Below are 18,894 nucleotides of genomic sequence, written 5' to 3'. Positions count from 1 at the left end.
TAGCGATTGGCATTAAGACGGAGGCGACGGTACCGTACGTCTCAACAAGATGGCAATCGTTACCAACAAGGAGGCACGTGTGCCCACCGCATCCGGCAAGACCCCGGTCACCCTGGTCACCGGCCTGAACCGCGAGGCCACCGCCCGCATCGCCAACACCCTCGCCGTCTCCGGCACCGCGCTCATCTCGCACGACCTGCGCGCCTTGCCCCTCGGCTACGTGGTCCGGCAGACCCGCAACGTGATCGGCGACGCCGACCTGTTCGCCATCGAGGGCGTCCAGCTGGAACACGGCTGCGCCACCTGCACCCTCCGGCACGACCTGCTGCCGATGCTGCGCACCCTGCACCGGACGCCCGGTGTCGAGCGGATCGTCGTCGTGCTCGACCCGGCGTTCGAACCCGAGCCGGTGGTCGACGAGATCGCGCACACGCTGGTCGAGTCCGAAGACCTTCCCGAGGGCACGGCCGGCGACGACGTCGAGGTGATCAGCTGCGTCACCGCGGTCGCCGCGGACAGCTGGCTGAACGACGCGACCGGCGACCTCACCGTCTGCGAGGCCGGGATCTCCGAGGTCGAGGACGAGCGCACCCTCGCCCAGATCGCGATCGCCCAGGTGCGGTTCGGCGACGTGCTGGTGATCACCGGAGCCCCGTCGCCCGATCACTACGAGGAGGCGCGGCTCTCCGCCGCGCTGCGCCGGATCAACCCCGCCGCGATCCAGCATCCGGTCGCCCACGGCGGCGCCTTCGGCATCGCGGACATGCTGATCTCGCTCGCCGCCGTCCGGCCGGAATCCCGGCGGGGCCGCGTCTCGACCATCTTCGACCCACTGCTCGACGGCTGCCCACCGCTCGACGCGGACTGCGGGATCGAGATCGTCGTCTTCGAGGCCGCCCGCCCGTTCCATCCCGGGCGCCTGCACGACGCTCTCGACGTGCTGCTCGACGGCGTGATCTGTTCCCGCGGCCGCGTCTGGCTCACGTCGAGCAACGACGACGTCCTCTGGCTGGAGAGCGCGGGCGAGTCCCTCGGCATCGCCAAGGCCGGCCGCTGGCTGGCGGCGCGGGACGAGACCGAGCTCGACGACATCGCGCCTCAGGTACGGGCGATGGCCGCCCTCCGGTGGGACGCCCGGCACGGCGATCGGCACTCGTCGATCGTCGCCGTGACCCACCGCGCCGACGCCGCCGAGATCGAGCGCGCGCTCACCGGTGCCCTCGTCACCGACGACGAGCTCGCCCGGGGCAGCGACTACCTCGCCGCCCTGGAATCACCCTTCGGCGACGACCACCACGACCCGTGCGATCCCGACCGCACCCCGACCCCCATCGACTCCGAGGAGACCACCCGATGAAATCCGGCATCCACCCCGCCTACGCCCCCGTCGTGTTCCGCGATGCGACCACGGGAACGCAGTTCCTCACCCGCTCCACCGCCACCTCCGAGACGACGATCGAGTGGGCGGACGGCAACGTCTATCCGCTGATCACCGTCGAGGTCAGCAGTGATTCGCACCCGTTCTGGACGGGCAATCAGCGCGTTATGGACACCGCTGGGCGAGTTGAGAAGTTCCACCGCAAGTACGGCCGGCGTTCTGTTTAAGTACCCCTGCGTGTAATCGCCGGTCCGGTCCGGCGCCCCAGTAGTGTGCAGGCCGGAGGTCGTCGTGACAAAGCTGAACAACTACATCGAACGCATCCGCCGGATGGACCTGAGCATCGGGGACATCAAGCGCGAGCTCCGGGAATTCCGGGACGAGACCGCACGATCGCTGGATCACACGGAGACCGCTGCCGCGATCGCCGCCCGTCGCGCGAGCCTGCGCCGGGCCGCCGCCCGCGTCGTCGTGCTGGTGCACAACCCGACCGTGTGGTCGAGTCTCGACGAGTTGGTCCGGCTGATGGACGACGCACCCGATTTCGAGCCGATCGTCGTGTCGATCCCGCATCACTACTCCGGCCTCGGGCCCAATCACGGCGAAGCCGAGGTGCACGACGTGCTCGAGGCCGCCGGCGTGGAGCACGTCCGGCTGCCCGACGCGGCCATCGGCTCCGCGACGGCGCTGCTGCGGGCGCTCGATCCCGACATCGTCATCCGGCAGAGTCAATGGGATCAGGACGTCGACGACGCGTTCAGCACCGATGCGCTCGCCTGGGCCCGCACCATCCTGGTGCCCTACGGCACGCTGAACGTGATCCAGAACGTGCCGTGGGGCGACCCGCCGGTCAACAGCGCCGTCGACACCGCCTGGCATCGCGCGTGCTGGCTGGTGTTCGTCGCGAACGAGACCGTCCTGCGGATCGCCCGCCGCGACAGCCTGACCGGCGGCCGGCAGTTCCGCGCGCTCGGCCACCCGAAGGCCGATGCGGTCCGCGAGGTGGAGCCCGTGTGGCCGGTCCCCGAACGTGACGGTGCACGACGGCCCCGGGTGGCGTGGTCGGCCCACCATTCCATCCTCAGCGGCTGGAACGACTTCGGCGTGTTCCCTGAGATGCGGGAGGGGATGCTCGAGTGGGCGGCGGACACCCCGGACGTCGAGTTCGCGTTCTTCCATCACCCGCTGCTCATCGACACCATCGAGCGGCCGAAGAGCCCGGTCAGTCCCGCCGAGTTCCAGGACTGGCTGGCCCGGTGGAACGCGCTGCCGAACACCGCGTACTGGACGGGCCTCTACGCCTCGGCGGCCGCCGCCGCGGACGTCGTGGTCACCGACGGTCCGAGCATGCTGTCCGAGAGCCAGATCCTCGGCAAGCCGGTCCTCTTCGTCGAGCGGCCGGGCCACGTGCCCTTCAACGAGATCGGCGAGATCCTCGCCCAGGGGGTGCACCTGGTGTCGTCGGCGGAGGAGGCCCGGGCGCGGTTCGGCGACATCCTCGACGACGACCCGCTCGCCGAGGTGCAGCGGCGCAATGTGCGGCAGTTGTTCGGCGAGCCGGGTGCGGCCGGGCGGATCCTGGACGAGATCCGCGCGCAGATCGCCGTCGAGCGCGGCGAGGCCTAGTTCCGAGTCCAGGTTCAGCTCAGCGTCGCCCCGAGCCGTGCGACGGCCGATTCGTACTCGGCGATCAGGCCGTCGATCAGCTGCGCCACCGGCACGATCTCGTTGCAGCGGCCGACGATCTGACCGGCCGGCATCGCGACCACCTCGGCGTCGTCGCTGGCCGAGATCCGGGCGTGCGCCTCGCCGACCAGGAGATTCTGCAGCGGCATCGGGAGCGGTTCGGGCGCCCCGGGCGCGTCCCACGCGTCGGTCCATCGGGTCTTGAGCAGACGCGCGGGTTTCCCCGAGTAGATACGACGGCGGACCGTGTCGCGCGAGGTGGCTTTGAGCAGGGCGCGCTGCACGGTCGACGGGCCGTCGCCGGTGCTGCCGAGCCGGTACTCCGCGGCGGTGAGCCAGGCGGTGCCCATCCAGACGCCCTGGGCGCCGAGCGCGATCGCGGCCGCCATCTGCCTGCCGCTGCCGACACCTCCGGCCGCGAGGACCGGCGCGCGGTCGCCGACGGCGTCGACGATCTCCGGCCACAGCACCATGGAGGTCACCTCGCCGGTGTGCCCGCCGCCCTCGTAGCCCTGGGCGATGACGATGTCGACGCCCGCGTCGAGGTGATGCAGCGCGTGTTCGGCGGTGCCGGCCAGTGCCGCCACGGCGAGCCCGCTGTCGTGCGCCTGCGCGATCACGTCGTCCGGCGGCGAGCCGAGCGCGTTCGCGATGAGCTTGATCTGCCCGTACTTGCGGGTGTGCTCGATCGCGACGTCGACGTGCGACCGCGCCACCGAGTGCAGCCAGCCCAGGACACCGGTGTTGACCCGGTCCTGGCCGGCGGGCAGCGGCGGGACCCCGAGGTCGTCGAGCGTGCGTTCCACGAAGGCCCGGTGCTCGGGCGGGATCAGCGAGTCGAGGTCGGTCTTGGAGCCCTCGGTCGGGATCTTCGCCGGCATCACGACGTCGACGCCGAACGGCTTGCCGTCGGTGTTCTCGTGCATCCATTCGAGGACCTCGTCGAGTTCGCCGGGGTCGTTGAACCGGACACAGCCGAGGACGCCGAGGCCGCCGGCCCGGCTGATCGCCGCCGCCACGTCCTGACTCGGTGTGAAGCCGAAGATCGGATAGTCGATGCCGAAGCGCTCGGCGAGGCCGGTGTGAATTCCCGTCATGCATCAAAACTAGAACGTGTTACTGTTCTGCGGCAAGACCCGGCTGTGTTCTAGGAGGATCGCCATGTCCGAGCCCGAGTGCCTCGTCGAGCAGCGCGGCCACGTCCTGATCGTGACCATGAACCGGCCGGAGGCACGAAACGCCCTGTCCGGGGACATGATGGCGATCATGGAGGAGGCGTGGGACCGGGTCGACGACGACCCCGAGATCCGCGTCGCGATCCTCACCGGAGCCGGCGGCTATTTCTGCGCCGGGGCCGACCTGAAGGCGATGAACCGCTCCGCCCCCGGCGATGCCTTCGCCAAGGGCGGCTGGGACCTCACGCGTCTGCCCGCCCTGCTGAAGGGGCGGCGGCTGACCAAACCGCTGATCGCCGCGGTCGAGGGCCCGGCCATCGCGGGCGGCACGGAGATTCTGCAAGGTACGGATATCCGCGTGGCCGGCGAGAGTGCGAGGTTCGGGGTGTCCGAGGCGAGGTGGGGTCTGTTCCCGCTCGGTGGCAGCGCGGTCCGCCTGGTCCGGCAGATCCCTTACACCGTCGCCTGCGACGTCCTCCTGACCGGCCGCCACATCACCGCGGCCGAGGCGAAGGAGTACGGGCTGATCGGGCATGTCGTGCCCGACGGCGCCGCGCTGGACAAGGCCCTGGCGATCGCCGACCAGATCGCCGCCAACGGCCCCCTCGCCGTCCAGGCCATCTTGAAGACGATCCGCGATTCGGAGGGCCTGCACGAGGAGGAGGCTTTCAAGATCGACGCCGAACTGGGCGCGAAGGTCTTCCAGTCCGCCGACGCGAAGATCGGCCCCCGGGCCTTCGCGAACAAGGAGAAGCCGGTCTTCACGGGCGAGTGAGTGAGCCTCCGACCCGGCCCGCTCACCGGCGGCGCAGATCCTCCAAGAGCCGCCGTTCAACGGTGGACCTGCTCACCATTGAGCGACGCCGAAGCACCTGAGCGGCCATCCGCCGAACGAGCCCACCATAGTCCGAGCAACTCCACATCGCTCGGCCGGAAAGTGCCGGATCGGGGTTCGCAGTGAGCACTGAATCGGCATTCTGGCGACCGGCACGACCAGCACCCGAGCACAAGCAACCACGCACGCGTTGGCGCAACCGGAGGACCGCTCGTCAAGAAGCCGCGCCTGAGACGCATCCCCGAGTACGTCCCATTCCTCCGATCCGACTAACACCGACCACGACCAAACCGACATACGAGACAGGACGCACCCGCAACACCGCACTCAAGGAGGAGTCTCATGTCGGACCGATCAACTCGCCTGCCCGTTCGGACCCGGATCGCGGCAGCCGCGGTAACAGCGGCCACAGCTGCGGTAGCAGTCGTCGCCGGGACCGGGACGGCCGAGGCGGCCACCAAGGAGTATCCGCTCCACGACTGCATCAACGTCAGCCCGAACATCGTCGACATGCCGTACATGCCCTCGCGCGTGATCATCTCCGAGTACGCGGGCACCACCTACATGCAGGTCGACTACAGCAGCCTCTGGATCGGCGCCGGGTACGACTCCGTCGCCCGACTCGACTGGCACAACCTCAAGACCAACAAGCGCGGCACCCTGGTCGACCACAGCGTGGTCCGCCCGCCCAACACCGGCGTCCACAACTTCACCATCAAGCGCAGCACGTTCGGCCCGGGCAAGGTCAACGTCACGCTGAGCACCGTGAACCGCAATGCTCTCTGGGCGATCCCCGCGCGCAGTTGCAGCGGCACCGTCGTCGCGCCGTGAGACTGGACCCCGGGGCGGCCCACCGATAGCGTCGGGGCATGCGTAAGCCCGACCGACTCGTCGCCGCCGGTGCCTGGCTATTGGAGAACGGACACCGCACTCTCCTGGCCCTCACCGGCGGCCGCTTCCCGAAAACCGTCGCCGGAATGCTCCCGATCGAGTTGCACACGGTCGGCCGCAAGTCGGGCAAGCCGTACTCCACCCTGCTGACGTCGCCGGTACAGGACGCCGACCGGATCGTGGTCGTCGCCTCCAAGGGCGGGCACAGCGACCACCCCGACTGGTACAAGAACGCGATCGCGACGCCGGACATCACGGTGACGGTCGACGGCACGACCCAGGCGGTGCGCGCCCACACCGCCACCGCGGCCGAACGCGCCGAGCTGTGGCCCCGCGCCGTCAAGGTGTACCGCGGATACGAGGGCTATCAGCGCAACACCGACCGCGAGATCCCGCTGCTGATCCTGGAGCCGCGACCCGCGGACTGACGCCTCACAGCAGAGCCCCCAGTTCAGCGATCGTGCCGGCGTCGCGCGCGGTGACCATCAGAGTCGTCACCCCCGCCGACGACCAGTCCGCCAACTGCGCTCGCACCTCCTCGGCCGCGCCCACCAGCATCGTCTCGCGCACCATCTCGTCGGGTACCGCCGCGATGGCCTCCGCCTTGCGGCCGGACAGGAACAGCCGCGTCACGTCGTCGACGACGGCGCCGTACCCCATCCGCCGGTACAGATCGGCGTGGAAGTTGCGCTCCTTCGTACCCATGCCGCCCACGTACAGCGCCGTCGACGGCCGATAGCGATCGAGGGCGGCGGGCACATCGTCGGTGACGACGCACTGCGCGGTCGCCGCGATCTCGAAATCGTCCCGCCCACGGCGCGCCCCCGGCCGCGCAAAGCCCTCGTCGAGCCACTCGCCGAACATCGGCGCCATCCGCGGCGAAAAGAAGATCGCGAGCCAGCCGTCGGCGATCTCCGCGGTCTGCGCGACGTTCCGCGGCCCCTCCGCCCCGAGCCAGATCGGGATGTCCGCCCCCTCCCGGGCCAGCACCTCGCGCACGACCCGTACGTACTCCCGAGTCCGCGCCAACGGCCGCGCGAACGACTGCCCGTACCACCCCTCGACCACCTGCGGCCCGGAGACGCCGAGGCCGATGATGTGCCGTCCGCCGGTCAGCCGGTCGAGGGTCAGCGCGGCCGTCGCCAACGACTCCGCCGGTCGCGCCGACAACTGGGCGACGGCGGTGCCCAGCCGCACGGTCGACGTCGCCGCACCCCACCACGCCAGCGGCGTGTAGGCGTCGCTCCCCCACGACTCGGCGGTGAACACCGCATCGAAACCGGCCTCCTCGGCCGCACGGATCAGCTCCGGTGCACCGGCGATCGGTCCCGCGCCCCAATAGCCCAGTTGCAGACCCAGTTTCATCGACATCCTCCACCGCACAATGGTTGCGCCCAATACTAGAACCTGTTCTACTTTTCAGTGTGACCATCAGCCCAGAAGTCGAGGTTCCCGTACCGGAGACGGCGATCCTGGAAGCCGATCTCGCCATCTCGTTCGACTACACGCGCTCACTCGGACCCGTACTCTCGCCGTTCGCGCTGGCCCTGCGCGACGGCCGGATCCTCGGCGGCCGCACCAGCGACGGACGCGTCCTGGTGCCGCCCGTCGAGTTCGACCCGGTGACCGGCGCACCGACCACCGAACTGATCGAGGTGTCCACCGACGGCATCGTGACGACCTGGTCGTGGCAGCCCGAACCCCTTGCCGGACAACCACTCTCACAGCCCTTCGCCTGGGCCCTGATCCGGCTCGACGGTGCCGATAGCGCGCTGTTGCACGCCGTCGCGGTCGACGGCCCGGAGCAGATGTCGACCGGCATGCGGGTACGCGCCACTTGGCGAGCCGCCCAGACCGGGCGCATCGACGACATCGAGTGCTTCGTCCCCTTCGACGGAGCTCAGGGGGCGGACGACGGAGCTCAGGGGCCGGACGACGAGACCCGCACCACCGAGATCATCCATCCCGCCGCGGACGACGGCGAGTTCGTCACCCTCACCACCCCGGTCGCCCTGAACATCCGGCACTGCGCCACCGAGGAGGAGTCCTGGTACCTCGACGGACTCAAGAACGGCCGGCTCATCGGCGGCCGAGTCGCCACCGGCGAGGTGTACTTCCCACCCCGCCAGGCCAGCCCCGCGGACGGGTCACGCACGGCGTCGCGCGTGGAACTCCCGGACACCGGCATCATCACGACCTTCTGCATCGTCAACGTCCCGTTCCTCGGTCAGCAGATCGCCCCGCCCTACGTGGCGGCCTACGTGCTGCTCGACGGCGCCGACATCCCGTTCCTGCACCTGATCCTCGACTGCCCGGCCGATGAGGTCCGCATGGGCATGCGCGTGCGGGCCGTCTGGCGGCCCGAAAGCGAGTGGGGCCACACGCTCCGCAACATCAGCCACTTCGCGCCGACCGGCGAGCCGGACGCCCCGTTCGAGTCGTACCGGAACCACCTGTAGAGAGAACGCACCATGACACAGTCGCCACCGCGCGTCGCCATCGTGGGCTTCGCCCACAGCCGCAACGTCCCGGCCACCACCGGCACCACCAACGGCGTCGAGATGCTGATCCCCTGCTTCGACCGCCTCTACAACCAACTCGGCATCACGCGCTCCGACATCGGGTTCTGGTGCAGCGGATCGTCGGATTACCTTGCCGGACGGGCCTTTTCCTTCATCTCCGCGATCGACGCGATCGGCGCCGTGCCACCGATCAACGAGTCGCACGTCGAGATGGACGGGGCCTGGGCGCTCTACGAGGCCTGGGTCAAGATCCTCACCGGCGAGGTCGACATGGCCCTCGCCTACGGGTTCGGCAAGGCCTCCGCGGGCAACGCCGACGCCACTCTCGCCCTGCAGACCGACCCGTACACCGTCGCCCCGCTCCTGCCCGACGCCCGTTCCCTCGCCGGGCTGCAGGCCCGCGCCGGACTCGACGCCGGCGCATGGACCGAGCGCGACATGGCCGAGGTCGCCGCACGTACCACGGGCGACGACCCCGACGACCTGCTCGCCGCCGACTACGTCGCCGATCCCCTGCGCGCGCACGACATCGCCCCATACGCCGACGCCGCCGCCGCGGTCGTGATCGCCACCGAGGAACGCGCCCGGGAACTCACCGAGAACCCGGCCTTCGTCACCGGGTGGGATCACCGGATCGACTCGCCGAATTTCGGCGCCCGCGATCTGACCGAATCCCCGTCGACCGTCCTCGCCGGCGACACCGCGTTCGGGTCGCGAAGCCGCATGGTCGACGTCGCCGAGCTCCAGGCGCCGTACACGCACCAGGAACTGATCCTCCGGAAGGCTCTCCGGCTGCCGGACACGACACGTATCAATCCGTCGGGTGGCGCTCTGACCGGCAACGCCCTGTTCTCCGGCGGACTCCAGCGGATCGGCTACGCCGCCCACGCGATCCTCACCCGGCAAGCGGGCACCGCGGTGGCGCACGCGACCAGCGGACCGCTGCTCCAACAGAACATGGTCGTGACCCTCGCAGGAGGTGAGAACTGATGGGCCACAACAGATCCGCGGTGCTCGGCACCGGGCAGACCAAGTACGTCGCCAAGCGCACCGATGTCACGATGGCCGGGATGGTCCGCGAGGCGATCGACCGGGCCCTCGCCGACGCTCAGGTGGAGATGGCCGAGATCGACGCCATCGTGATCGGCAAGGCACCCGATCTCTTCGAGGGATCGATGATGCCGGAGCTCGCGATGGCCGAAGCGATCGGCGCGGTGGGCAAGCGGCTGATCCGTGTCCACACGGCCGGATCGGTCGGCGGCTCCACCGCCATCGTCGGTTCGTCGCTGGTGTCGTCCGGGGTGCACCGCCGGGTGCTCGCGGTCGCCTGGGAGAAGCAGTCCGAGTCCAACGCCATGTGGGCGCTCTCGATCCCGGTCCCGTTCACCATGCCCGTCGGCGCGGGTGCGGGCGGTTACTTCGCCCCGCACGTCCGCGCCTACATCCACAACTCCGGGGCCCCCGCCCACATCGGCGCGATGGTCGCCGCCAAGGACCGCCGCAACGGCGCCCGCAATCCCCTCGCCCACCTCCACCAGCCCGACCAGACGGTCGAGAAGGTGATGAGCTCGCAGATGCTGTGGGACCCGATCCGCTTCGACGAGACGTGCCCGTCGTCCGACGGCGCCTGCGCGGTGGTGATCGGCGACGAGGCCGCGGCCGACGCGGCGGTCGCCGACGGCCGGCCGGTGGCCTGGATTCATGCGACCGCGATGCGCACCGAGCCGCTCGCCTACAGCCACCGCAATGTCGTCAGCCCGCAGGCCGGGCGCGACGCCGCCGCGGCGCTCTGGCGCGACGCCGGGATCACCGATCCGCTCACCGAGGTCGACGCCGCCGAGATCTACGTGCCCTTCTCCTGGTTCGAGCCGATGTGGCTGGAGAACCTGGGCTTCGCGAAGCAGCACGAGGGTTGGAAACTCACCGAGGCCGGGGAGACGGAGATCGGCGGAAAGCTCCCGGTCAACGCCTCCGGCGGGGTGCTCAGCTCCAATCCGATCGGCGCCTCCGGGATGATCCGCTGCGCCGAGGCCGCCATCCAGGTGATGGGCAAAGCCGGCGACCACCAGGTCGCGGGCGCCCGCAAGGCCCTCGGCCACGCCTACGGCGGCGGTTCGCAGTACTTCTCGATGTGGCTCGTCGGAGCGGACCGGCCGTAGCTCGAGGTGCGGTTTCGAGACGCCCCCAGGGGCCTCGAAGCTCCCCAGCCGGCGGGCACGAGTCCGGTCGTGCAACCCGACCGAAGGAACCTCGGCGGGCGGACACCGGGCCGGACGGAAGCCGCCCCGCCGACGGGCAGGTGCGCCCGGCACCCCGCCGACACCTACCGCCGGCCCGCCCGGTTCCAGCCGGCCCACTCGCCTGCTGTCCCGTGGCTGCCCGACCACCACGAGACAGCAGTCGACGGCACAGACCCGACCGGAGCACACCACCGGCGCGCCCGATTCTCATTCCCGGCTGCTCGCCTGCTGTTCCACGGTCGCTGGACCACCACGGAACAGCAGCCGACCGGCGAGACTGGGAGGAGCAGGCGCTACCAGCGGGTGGTGGAGGTCGCGGTCAGCTTGAATCCGTGCGCGGCGGACGGGGTTTCGCACTGCACACCGCCCGCGAAGGCCGCGCACACGAAGACCCCGTTGGGCAGCGAGCGGCCGGTCGGCAGTTCCTTCGGGCGCGCGGGCCCGTGCTTGTCTCCCGGCGCCGACGAACCCGGGAAGGTCACGGCACCGGCGGCGGTCAGCTCCACCGAACCGGCACCCTTCGGCTGCGTGCCCGGTGCGAGTTCGCCGGAACAGACGACCGTCGCCCGGGTCATGTCGCACACCCACCGGCCGCCACCCGCGGCGAAACGGTAGTCGACATCGCTCCCCGTCCGCAGGAATCCCTCGCCGGAGACCACCTCGCCCGGCACCACCCGGTCGGCCGGCGGCTTCCCGGCGGCCGGACTCGGGGTCGTCGGACTCGTCACGACGCTCGAGGCCACGACGCTCGAAGCCGCGCGACCCGGTGCCGAGCGCGTCGTCGACGACGGGGTCCGTGCCGCCGTCGCGCTCTCCGATCCGGCCAGGGAGACCGAGGCACTGGAGGCTTCCGACGAGTCACCGCCGCAGGCGGTCAGAGTGGACGCGAGGGCCGCGGCGGAGACGGCCGCCAGGAAGAGTCGTCGCATACGCCCAGCGTAACGGCAGCAATGGGCCGGACCGCCAAGCGACGTGCCGCACACCATTCCTAAGGCCCACCTAAGAATAGCGAGGTCTAGCTTTTCATTCGGACCATGGTCCGGTTAGTCTCGCAACGTCCGATTCGCGAACCAGGAGGAACTCCATGACCCGCGCCCAGCAAGGCCAGTCCGTCGCCACCACCATCGCCCGGGTGATTCTCGGCATCATCTTCTTCGCCCACGGCTGGCAGAAGTTCGTCACCAACGGCATCGGGAATGTCGCCGACGGTTTCCAGGCGATGGGCGTGCCCGCACCGACCTTCTCCGCATGGTTCGCCGGGATCGTCGAACTCGTCGGCGGCGCCGCGCTGATCGTCGGGCTCGCGGTCCCGCTGGTCGCCCTGCTGCTGATCATCGACATGATCGGCGCGATCTTCACCGCGCACATCGACCAGGGCTTCTGGGCGTCGAACGGCGGCTACGAACTGCCGCTCGCCCTCATCGCCGGCCTGATCGGCATCGCCGTCGCGAACCAGGGAATCCTGTCCGTCGACGGCAATCTGCTGGCACGCCGACGCCGCTGACCCGGTGGTCTCGACCGCGATGCCGGTCGAGCGGAGCATCCACGGCGGCCGAGCGGAGCGCATGGCGGTCGAGGTCTCGGCTCCGCTCGACCAGCGTCCGGATCAGGCCGGGCGCAACGACTTCATCGTCGCCTCGATCTCCCAGAAGGCCCGCAGAGCGACGAGATCCCCGTCCGCGTCCGCCTTGTACGTGAAGACCCCCTCGGCTTCGGAGACGTACCCGCCGATGTGCGTGACGATCTTCCCGATGTAGGCCACCTCGTCACCGCAGATGATCTCCCTTTCGAAGACGAAGTCGATCCGCTCGGTGGTGCCGATGGTCTTGTCCCAGAACTCCGAGAGCTGCCCCGCCCCGCGGTGTCCGGCACCGGCCTCGTCGAACATCGACGGCCCGACGGGATCCTCGACGATCCCGTCGGCCGCGAAGTTCGCGAGCCACGCCTCCTTGTCGCGGGCCATCACCGCGTCGCGGGAACGACGTCCCGCCAGCACCGCGGGATGGTGCTCCCGGTCGATGTTCAGGTAGGGCGGCGACTCGCCCACTACGCGGTCCCGTAGTCGACCTGGAGTTCCTTGATGCCGTTGATCCAGCCGTGCCGGAGCCGGCGCGGCTGCTCCAGCTTGGTGATGTCCGGAACCATGTCGGCCAGCGCGTTGAACATCAGGTTGATCTCCATGCGGGCGAGGTTGGCACCGATGCAGAAGTGCGTGCCGTTCCCGCCGAAGCCGACGTGCGGGTTCGGGTCGCGGGTGATGTCGAAGGTGAACGGGTCGTCGAACACGTCCTCGTCGAAGTTGGCCGAACCGTAGAACATGCCGACGCGCTCGCCCTTCTTGATCTTCTGCCCGCCGACCTCGGTGTCGTTCTTCGCGGTCCGCTGGAAGCAGTTGACCGGGGTGGCCCAGCGGACGATCTCGTCGACCGCGGTCGCCGGACGCTCCTTCTTGAACAGTTCCCACTGCTCAGGATTGTCGAGGAAGGCGTTCATCCCGTGGGTGATCGCGTTGCGGGTGGTCTCGTTGCCGGCGACGGTGAGCAGGATGAAGAAGAACCCGAACTCGGCCTCGTCGAGCGAATGACCGTCGATGTCGGCGTGGACCAGCGTGGTCACGATGTCCTCGGCCGGGCACTTCCGGCGGGCGTCGGCCATGTTGTAGCCGTAGCCGAGGATCTCCGCGGACGCGACCTGCGGGTCCGCCGAGAATTCCGGATCGTCGGCGTTCATCATCGAGTTGGACCAGTTGAAGAGCTTCATCCGGTCTTCCTCGGGCACGCCGAGCAGGTCGGCGATGGCCAGCAGCGGCAGGTCCACGGCCACCTGGTGGACGAAGTCCCCGCGCCCTTCGGCGGCCGCCTTCGCGACGATCGCGCGCGCGGCGTCGTCGAGCTTGGACTCCAGCGCGTGCACGGCCTTCGGGGTGAACGCCCGCGAGACCACCTTGCGCATCCGGGTGTGCTCGGGCGGGTCGTGGTTGATCAGCAGCGCCTTGGTGACGTCGATCTGCTCCTGCGTCATCTCGTCGTCGAAGCGCATGATGACGCCGTTGTCCGCGGCCGACCAGTCCTCGGCGTTCTTCGAGATCTCGCGGATGTCGGAGTGTTTGGAGATGACCCAGTAGCCGCCGTCGTGGAAGCCTCCACCCTTGCCGGGTAGCTGCGCATTCCACCACACGGGCGCCGTCTGGCGGAGTTCGGCGAACTCCTTGACGGGGATGCCCTTCTCCAGCAGGTCCGGGCTCGTGAAGTCCCAGCCCTCCTGGTGCATGAACGGGCACTTGCCCGTCGAATCGGATGCCGCGGCATTCTGCATCATCTGCGTCACGCCTCCACCTCTTCTTCGCGATTCCAGCGGCTCACGGAAAATGAGAACCGGTTACAGTTTTGGTACTTCCCACTGTGCCACACTGGTGAGACGCAAACAAGAACTCGTTTCAGTTTGCTGGTGAGATGTCGTGACGAAAGGCAGATACATGGGCGACCCGGTGATCGTCGAAGCGGCCCGAACTCCAATCGGCAAGCGCAACGGATGGCTCTCCGGCCTCCACGCCGCCGAAATCCTCGGCGCCGCGCAAGTCGGCGTGATCGAGCGCGCGGGCATCGACCCCGCACTCGTGGAGCAGGTGATCGGCGGCTGCGTGATGCAGGTCGGTGAGCAGGGCAACAACGTAACCCGCACGGCCTGGCTGCACGCCGGCCTGCCCTGGCAGACGGGTGCCACCACCGTGGACTGCCAGTGCGGCTCCGCGCAGCAGGCGAGCCATCTGATCGCCGGGCTGATCGCCACCGGCGCGATCGACGTCGGTATGGCGTGCGGCGTCGAGTGCATGTCGCACGTGCCGCTGGGCGCCAACGTCGGCACCGACGCCGGACCGCGGCGCCCGGCGTCGTGGGACATCGACATGCCCAACCAGTTCGAGGCGGCCGAGCGGATCGCACGGCGGCGCGGCATCACGCGCGACGACGTCGACGCACTCGGCCTCCGCTCGCAGACCCATGCACGACGCGCCTGGGACGAGGGACGATTCGACCGCGAGGTCCTGCCGGTGACCGCCCCCGAGCGCACCCGCGACGGGGAACTCACCGGCGAGACGCTGACCGTGACCCGCGACCAGGGGCTGCGTGACACCACCGCCGAGTCGCTGGCCGGCCTGAAGCCCGTGCTGGGCGACGGCATCCACACCGCGGGCAACTCGTCCCAGATCTCCGACGGCGCCGCGGCCGTACTCCTGATGGACGCCGCGCGCGCCCGCGATCTGGGGCTGCGCCCCCGTGCCCGGATCCGCGCGCAGGCGCTGGTCGGCGCCGAGCCGTACTACCACCTGGACGGTCCGGTTCAGGCCACCGAGACCGTGCTCGCCAAGGCCGGGATGACCATGGCCGACATCGACCTGGTCGAGATCAACGAGGCCTTCGCGTCGGTCGTGCTGTCGTGGGCGCGCGTCCACGACGCGGACCTGGACATCGTGAACGTCAACGGCGGCGCGATCGCCCTCGGCCATCCCGTCGGCAGCACCGGCGCCCGGCTGATCACCACCGCACTCCACGAACTGGAGCGCAGCGATCGGCAGACCGCACTGGTGACCATGTGTGCCGGCGGCGCCCTCGCCACCGCCACGATCCTGGAGCGGATCTGACGGGCGGACTCACCCCTCGGCGCGGGCCTTCAGCCGAGCGAGCGTCTCCCGGATGTGCTCGGCGTTCGCCGCGGTGCGGTCGCCGACACCGGTGGCCAGCTTGGCGACCGGAAGGAACCAGCCGGGACGCGCGTCCCAGGTGCTCTCCGTGACGCGGCACCCGCCGTCGACCGGCTCCAGGTCGTACCGCCATCGCGCGATGGGGATCGCCATGCTCGTGACCGTGAACTCGAAGGTCCGGTCGGGCTCGGCCGCGGTGACCGTGCAGGCGGTGGACCAGGTCTTGCCGCCGTTGCGGTTGCTGCCCTTGAACCGGGCACCCACACGGGCGGCGTCACCCTTGGTCCATCGCATCGCCGTGGTCTCTGCGGCGAGCCCGGCCAGCACATCGAGGTCGGTGATCAGCGCGTAGACGGCGTCGGCGCCGGCGTCGATGGTGATGTCGGCCGAGACGGTCGGCTCCGGATTCGTCATGAGTTCACTGTGTCACGACCGCGCCGTCGTCGCACCGGCGGGAACCGGGCCCAAGGCCCGTCGCCGGTCCCCCTGTGCCGCCGGTAGATTCGAGGCATGAGCGGACCGGAACTCCCGGACCTCGCCGGCCGGAACGACGTCGCCGAGGTGCTCGACGACTTCTACCACCGCGCGTTCGCCGACCCCCTGCTGCGACCCGTCTTCGTCGACATCGCACACATGGACCTCGCCGTACATCTGCCGAGGATCACCGACTTCTGGTGCAAGGCGGTCCTCAAGGAGGGCGAGTACCGACGCAACGTGTTCGCCCCGCACCGCGACCTCCACGAGATCGCCGGTCTACAGCCGCAGCACTTCGAGCGGTGGCTCGGGTTGTGGCACACTACGATCGACGACCGTTTCGCCGGGCCGCACGCCGACCTCGCCAAGCTGCAGGGTGCGCGGATCGCGTATTCGATGTGCCGGATGCTCACCGGAGAACTGGTCGAGTCCATCGCCGACTGGCTGGAAGCGAACGGCAATCCGCTCGGCGTCAACAGTCCGCGCGCCCAGCACGCGTAGCGCCGCGGCGCAGACCGTCGCGGATGCGGTCACTATTCCCACTTCTGCGACGGTCTGACGGACGGCCGGCCGCATCCGTCACGCGAACTGCGCCCGCAGGGCCTTCTTGTCCGGCTTCCCCAGCGCGGTGAGCGGCAGCGACTCGGCGAAGATCACCGTCTTCGGGGCCTGCACCGCCCCCTTGGCCTCCTTCACGGCGGCCTGGATCTCGGCGGTGACCACCGCCCTCTCCGACTCCGCGGCACCGGCGCCCTCCCGCAGCACGACGACCGCGGTGACCGCCTCGCCCCACTTCTCGTCGGGCACGCCGATCACGCCGACCTGCGCGACCGCCGGATGCCCGGCGATCACGTCCTCCACCTCCCGCGGGAAGACATTGAAACCACCGGTCACGATCATGTCCTTGGTGCGGTCGACGATGTACCAGAAACCGTCGGCGTCCGCCCGGGCGACGTCGCCGGTGTGCAGCCAGCCGTCGCGGAAGGCCTCGGCCGTCTGGTCCGGGAGGCCGAGGTAGCCACCGGCCAGCAGCGGACCGGACACGCAGATCTCACCGGGCTCGCCCGAGACGACCGGCGCGCCGTCGGCGCCGAGCAACGCGGTGCGCAGGAACGCCGACGGCCGGCCGCAGCTGGTCAGCCGCTCCGGGGTGTGATCGCCCTTGGCGAGGTAGCTGATCACCATCGGCGCCTCGGACTGTCCGTAGTACTGCGCGAAGATCGACCCGAAGCGCTCGATCGCCTCCGCCAGCCGCACCGGATTGATCGCCGAGGCACCGTAGTAGACGGTCTGCAGGGACGACAGGTCGCGCGTGCGGGAGTCGGGATGGTCGAGCAGCGCGTACAGCATCGACGGCACCAGCATGGTGGCCGTGATGCGTTCGCGCTCGATGGTTTCCAGCACCTGAGCCGGGTCGAACCGGCCGAGGACCACCATCGACCCGCCCTTCATCAGGGTGGGCACGAAGAACGCGGCACCCGCGTGTGACAGCGGTGTGCACATCAGGAAGCGCGGCCGCTCGGGCCATTCCCACTCCGCCAGCTGGATCGAGGTCATCGTCGCCATCGCCTGCGCCGTGCCGATCACACCCTTCGGCTTGCCGGTGGTGCCACCGGTGTAGGTCACCGACACCACGTGATCGGGGTCGAGGATCTTCGCGGTCAGCGGCCGCGCCTCGCGGGCGGCGGCCTCGGCGACGATGTCGATCCCCACCTCCCGCAGTTCCTCCGGTACCGGCCCCAGTGTGAGGATCCGGGTCAGCCCGGGCACTTTCGACAACAGGCCGAGCGCCCGCTCGACGAACATCGGCACCGGGTCGATCACCAGTGTCGCGACGCCGGCGTCGTTCAGGACATAGGCGTGGTCGTCGAGCGATCCGAGCGGGTGCAGGGCGGTGCGCCGCCAGCCCTGTGTCTGGCCCGCACCGATCACCAGCAGCACCTCGGGACGGTTCAGGGCGAGGAGCCCGACCGCGGTCCCGGTGCCCGCCCCGACGGCTTCGAAGGCCTGCACGTACCGGCTGATCTCGTCGGCCATAGCGCGCCCGGTGAGTTCGACGTCGCCGATCCGCAGCACGGGTCGGTCCGCGTGGCGTGTCAGCGCCGCCACCATCAGATCGCCGAGATGCACACCGGTCCGGAGATGTTCGTCCGTCACTGTTTCCGCCATGCATCCAGACTAGAACGTGTTTCAGTTGTGAGACAGTCCAATACGAATCATCTCGCGACAAGACCGGCGCGACAAACGATTCCGTCCTACCATCGACACCATGACTGATGTGGACAAGGCCGCCGCCCGCCGTGAGATCACCGAAGCACTGCTCGTCGCTCTGGAGCGGCGGCACGAGGTTCTCGACGCCATCGTCGAGTCCGAGGACCGCGCCGCCGCGGTGACCGCGGTCGCCGACCTACTCGGCGCCTCGCCCCTCGGCGTCGAGGCCATCCTGAACATGTCGTTCCATCAGCTCACCAAGGCCGAGCGCCGACGCAACCAGGCCGAACTCGACGACCTCAACGCCGCGATCACCTTCACCGCCGCCGATCGCCCGGCCGCCGCGGGCGACAGCGTCGGCCTCCGACCGTTCTCCCCCGACGAGGACACCGACCTGATCTCCGAGCGCACCGAAGAGCTCGGCCTCGCGGCCGACGGCTCCGGCGAGCAGGCCGGCGCCCTGAACGACGAGATCGCCAAGGGCCTGGCGCGCGTCGACGACGAGGACGCCGTCTGGCTGGTCGCCGTCGAGGGCGACGCCAAGGTCGGCCTGGTCTTCGGCGAACTGAACGGCAGCGAGGTGGACGTCCGCATCTGGATCCGTCCGGAGAAGCGCAAGCACGGCTACGGCACCGCGGCGCTGCGCAAGTCACGCTCGGAGATGGCGATCGCCTTCCCCGGCGTCCCGATGGTCGTGCGCGCGCCCAGCTCGTAGGCCCGTTCGACACCGCCTCGCCCGCAGCCCCGCAGCCCGTTGAGCCCGGCGAGGCGCCGGCCGAGCCG

20 protein-coding genes are annotated in these 18,894 nt (G+C 69.6%); 13 read left to right on the top strand and 7 right to left on the bottom strand.

The window, feature by feature from the left end:
• The first annotated feature begins 79 nt into the window (after positions 1-79).
• The 3 genes from mrf to MYK68_RS02955 all read left to right on the top strand — a co-directional run bounded on the left by mrf (position 80) and on the right by MYK68_RS02955 (position 3,004).
• Complete coding sequence (gene mrf, locus MYK68_RS02965; protein WP_247866242.1) at positions 80-1,357, top strand: ribosome hibernation factor-recruiting GTPase MRF; 1,278 nt, start codon at positions 80-82, stop codon at positions 1,355-1,357.
• Positions 1,354-1,605 carry a type B 50S ribosomal protein L31 gene (locus MYK68_RS02960; RefSeq protein ID WP_247866241.1) on the top strand — a complete coding sequence of 84 codons (252 nt, stop codon included), beginning with the start codon at positions 1,354-1,356 and terminating at the stop codon, positions 1,603-1,605. Before mrf ends, MYK68_RS02960 begins: the two co-directional genes overlap by 4 nt.
• A 64-nt stretch (positions 1,606-1,669) precedes the next feature.
• The gene (locus tag MYK68_RS02955; RefSeq protein ID WP_247866240.1) at positions 1,670-3,004 is read left to right on the top strand and encodes a hypothetical protein; all 1,335 of its coding nucleotides are present in this window, start codon (positions 1,670-1,672) and stop codon (positions 3,002-3,004) included.
• A gap of 14 nt (positions 3,005-3,018) precedes the next feature.
• Here MYK68_RS02955 and MYK68_RS02950 read toward each other — a convergent pair whose 3' ends face one another.
• The gene (locus tag MYK68_RS02950; protein ID WP_247867907.1) at positions 3,019-4,152 is read right to left on the bottom strand and encodes an NAD(P)H-dependent flavin oxidoreductase; all 1,134 of its coding nucleotides are present in this window, start codon (positions 4,150-4,152) and stop codon (positions 3,019-3,021) included.
• A 73-nt stretch (positions 4,153-4,225) separates the two neighbouring features.
• On the opposite strand from MYK68_RS02950, the gene MYK68_RS02945 reads away from it, so the two are divergent.
• From MYK68_RS02945 to MYK68_RS02935, 3 genes are all read left to right on the top strand, one after another.
• Positions 4,226-5,014, top strand: a complete 789-nt coding sequence (locus MYK68_RS02945) for a crotonase/enoyl-CoA hydratase family protein (protein ID WP_247866239.1) — start codon at positions 4,226-4,228, stop codon at positions 5,012-5,014.
• Between the two features lie 402 nt (positions 5,015-5,416).
• On the top strand, positions 5,417-5,905 hold the full coding sequence (locus MYK68_RS02940) for a hypothetical protein (protein ID WP_247866238.1): 489 nt from the start codon (positions 5,417-5,419) through the stop codon (positions 5,903-5,905).
• 38 nt (positions 5,906-5,943) lie between these two features.
• Positions 5,944-6,393, top strand: a complete 450-nt coding sequence (locus MYK68_RS02935; protein WP_247866237.1) for a nitroreductase/quinone reductase family protein — start codon at positions 5,944-5,946, stop codon at positions 6,391-6,393.
• A gap of 4 nt (positions 6,394-6,397) precedes the next feature.
• Here the strand turns inward: MYK68_RS02935 and MYK68_RS02930 are convergent, their stop codons facing one another.
• On the bottom strand, positions 6,398-7,330 hold the full coding sequence (locus MYK68_RS02930) for an LLM class flavin-dependent oxidoreductase (protein WP_247866236.1): 933 nt from the start codon (positions 7,328-7,330) through the stop codon (positions 6,398-6,400).
• A 59-nt stretch (positions 7,331-7,389) separates the two neighbouring features.
• On the opposite strand from MYK68_RS02930, the gene MYK68_RS02925 reads away from it, so the two are divergent.
• Genes MYK68_RS02925 through MYK68_RS02915 form a run of 3 tightly spaced genes read left to right on the top strand, consistent with a single transcriptional unit; the run spans position 7,390 to position 10,646 of the window.
• The gene (locus MYK68_RS02925) at positions 7,390-8,424 is read left to right on the top strand and encodes a Zn-ribbon domain-containing OB-fold protein (protein ID WP_247866235.1); all 1,035 of its coding nucleotides are present in this window, start codon (positions 7,390-7,392) and stop codon (positions 8,422-8,424) included.
• A 12-nt stretch (positions 8,425-8,436) separates the two neighbouring features.
• The gene (locus MYK68_RS02920; RefSeq protein ID WP_247866234.1) at positions 8,437-9,477 is read left to right on the top strand and encodes a thiolase family protein; all 1,041 of its coding nucleotides are present in this window, start codon (positions 8,437-8,439) and stop codon (positions 9,475-9,477) included.
• Positions 9,477-10,646: a thiolase family protein gene (locus tag MYK68_RS02915; protein ID WP_247866233.1), complete on the top strand. Its 1,170-nt coding sequence runs from the start codon at positions 9,477-9,479 to the stop codon at positions 10,644-10,646. The genes MYK68_RS02920 and MYK68_RS02915 overlap by 1 nt, the downstream gene beginning before the upstream one ends.
• Before the next feature lie 374 nt (positions 10,647-11,020).
• On the opposite strand, the gene MYK68_RS02910 is transcribed toward MYK68_RS02915, so the two are convergent.
• Positions 11,021-11,656 (bottom strand): hypothetical protein, encoded by a 636-nt coding sequence (locus MYK68_RS02910; protein WP_247866232.1) that lies wholly within the window; start codon positions 11,654-11,656, stop codon positions 11,021-11,023.
• Between the two features lie 155 nt (positions 11,657-11,811).
• Here MYK68_RS02910 and MYK68_RS02905 point away from each other — a divergent pair, with 155 nt between their 5' ends.
• A complete protein-coding gene (locus MYK68_RS02905) occupies positions 11,812-12,231 on the top strand; it encodes a DoxX family protein (protein ID WP_247866231.1) in 420 nt (139 codons plus the stop codon).
• Between the two features lie 102 nt (positions 12,232-12,333).
• Here the strand turns inward: MYK68_RS02905 and MYK68_RS02900 are convergent, their stop codons facing one another.
• Together MYK68_RS02900 and MYK68_RS02895 are read right to left on the bottom strand one after the other, a co-directional pair.
• Positions 12,334-12,774: a nuclear transport factor 2 family protein gene (locus tag MYK68_RS02900; protein WP_247866230.1), complete on the bottom strand. Its 441-nt coding sequence runs from the start codon at positions 12,772-12,774 to the stop codon at positions 12,334-12,336.
• The gene (locus tag MYK68_RS02895; protein WP_247867906.1) at positions 12,774-14,045 is read right to left on the bottom strand and encodes a cytochrome P450; all 1,272 of its coding nucleotides are present in this window, start codon (positions 14,043-14,045) and stop codon (positions 12,774-12,776) included. The genes MYK68_RS02900 and MYK68_RS02895 overlap by 1 nt, the downstream gene beginning before the upstream one ends.
• A gap of 157 nt (positions 14,046-14,202) precedes the next feature.
• Here MYK68_RS02895 and MYK68_RS02890 point away from each other — a divergent pair, with 157 nt between their 5' ends.
• Positions 14,203-15,366 (top strand): steroid 3-ketoacyl-CoA thiolase, encoded by a 1,164-nt coding sequence (locus MYK68_RS02890; RefSeq protein ID WP_247867905.1) that lies wholly within the window; start codon positions 14,203-14,205, stop codon positions 15,364-15,366.
• A 9-nt stretch (positions 15,367-15,375) separates the two neighbouring features.
• On the opposite strand, the gene MYK68_RS02885 is transcribed toward MYK68_RS02890, so the two are convergent.
• Positions 15,376-15,840: an SRPBCC family protein gene (locus MYK68_RS02885; RefSeq protein WP_247866229.1), complete on the bottom strand. Its 465-nt coding sequence runs from the start codon at positions 15,838-15,840 to the stop codon at positions 15,376-15,378.
• Between the two features lie 96 nt (positions 15,841-15,936).
• Here MYK68_RS02885 and MYK68_RS02880 point away from each other — a divergent pair, with 96 nt between their 5' ends.
• Positions 15,937-16,401: a group III truncated hemoglobin gene (locus MYK68_RS02880; RefSeq protein WP_247866228.1), complete on the top strand. Its 465-nt coding sequence runs from the start codon at positions 15,937-15,939 to the stop codon at positions 16,399-16,401.
• A gap of 78 nt (positions 16,402-16,479) precedes the next feature.
• On the opposite strand, the gene fadD8 is transcribed toward MYK68_RS02880, so the two are convergent.
• Positions 16,480-18,069, bottom strand: coding sequence for a fatty-acid--CoA ligase FadD8 (fadD8, locus tag MYK68_RS02875; protein WP_247866227.1), 1,590 nt, complete (start codon positions 18,067-18,069; stop codon positions 16,480-16,482).
• Positions 18,070-18,169: 100 nt separating this feature from the next.
• Here fadD8 and MYK68_RS02870 point away from each other — a divergent pair, with 100 nt between their 5' ends.
• Complete coding sequence (locus tag MYK68_RS02870; RefSeq protein ID WP_247866226.1) at positions 18,170-18,826, top strand: GNAT family N-acetyltransferase; 657 nt, start codon at positions 18,170-18,172, stop codon at positions 18,824-18,826.
• Positions 18,827-18,894: the final 68 nt, after the last annotated feature.

Source organism: Gordonia sp. PP30, from assembly GCF_023100845.1.
Classification (GTDB): domain Bacteria; phylum Actinomycetota; class Actinomycetes; order Mycobacteriales; family Mycobacteriaceae; genus Gordonia.
The sequence above is the reverse complement of the archived record's forward strand: the minus strand, read 5'-3'. Positions and strand labels throughout refer to the sequence as shown.